Origin of the sequence: Mesorhizobium sp. M7A.F.Ca.CA.001.10.2.1 (assembly GCF_003998575.1) — a bacterium.
Taxonomy (GTDB): Bacteria; Pseudomonadota; Alphaproteobacteria; order Rhizobiales; family Rhizobiaceae; genus Mesorhizobium.
In genome coordinates this window covers 1-738 of the sequence record NZ_RZQY01001210.1, presented here as the reverse complement: position 1 = coordinate 738, position 738 = coordinate 1, and the positions used below count along the sequence as shown (strand labels likewise).

General features: G+C 62.9%; 1 protein-coding gene. It reads right to left on the bottom strand.

Annotation, left to right across the window (positions count from 1 at the left end):
* A partial coding sequence (locus tag EN964_RS36195; RefSeq protein ID WP_245490753.1) for an EF-Tu/IF-2/RF-3 family GTPase occupies positions 1-738 on the bottom strand: 738 nt, incomplete at both ends.

The window sequence follows — 738 nt, the reverse complement described above, 5'->3', positions numbered from 1 at the left end:
CGTCTCGGCTTTGTCGTCGGCCGATATCCAGCGGCAGACTGAAAACCGCGACATCTCGAATTCGACCGGCAGCGTGTATTCGAAGTTCAGCCGTTCCTTCAGCACGTCGAGCTGCAGCGCGCCGACGACGCCGACGATGGCCGGCGAGCCATCCTCCGGCGAAAACAGCTGCACGACGCCCTCCTCTGCCATCTGGTGCAGCGCTTCCTTGAGTTTTTTCGCCTTCATCGCGTCGCCGAGGCGCACACGACGCAGGATTTCCGGGGCGAAATTCGGAACGCCGCGGAACAGTATCTCCTCGCCTTCGGTCAGCGTGTCGCCGATGCGCAGCGTGCCATGGTTGGGGATGCCGACGACATCACCGGCAAAAGCCTCGTCAGCGGTAACGCGGGTCCGGGCAAAGAAGAACTGCGGCGCCGACAACGACATCGGTTTTCCGGTGCGCACCAGCTTGGCCTTCATGCCGCGCTCGAGCTTACCCGAACAGACGCGGACGAAGGCAATGCGGTCGCGGTGATTGGGATCCATGTTGGCCTGGATCTTGAAGACGAAGGACGTCATCTTCTCTTCGGTCGCCTCGACCTTGCGGGTGTCCGCCTCCTGCGCGCGCGGCGGCGGTCCAAAAGCGCCGAGTGCCTCGATCAGGTCGCGCACGCCATAATTGCGCAGCGCCGAACCGAAATAGACCGGCGTCAGATGGCCCTCGCGGAAGGCTTCTATATCAAGGGGTCTGCACGC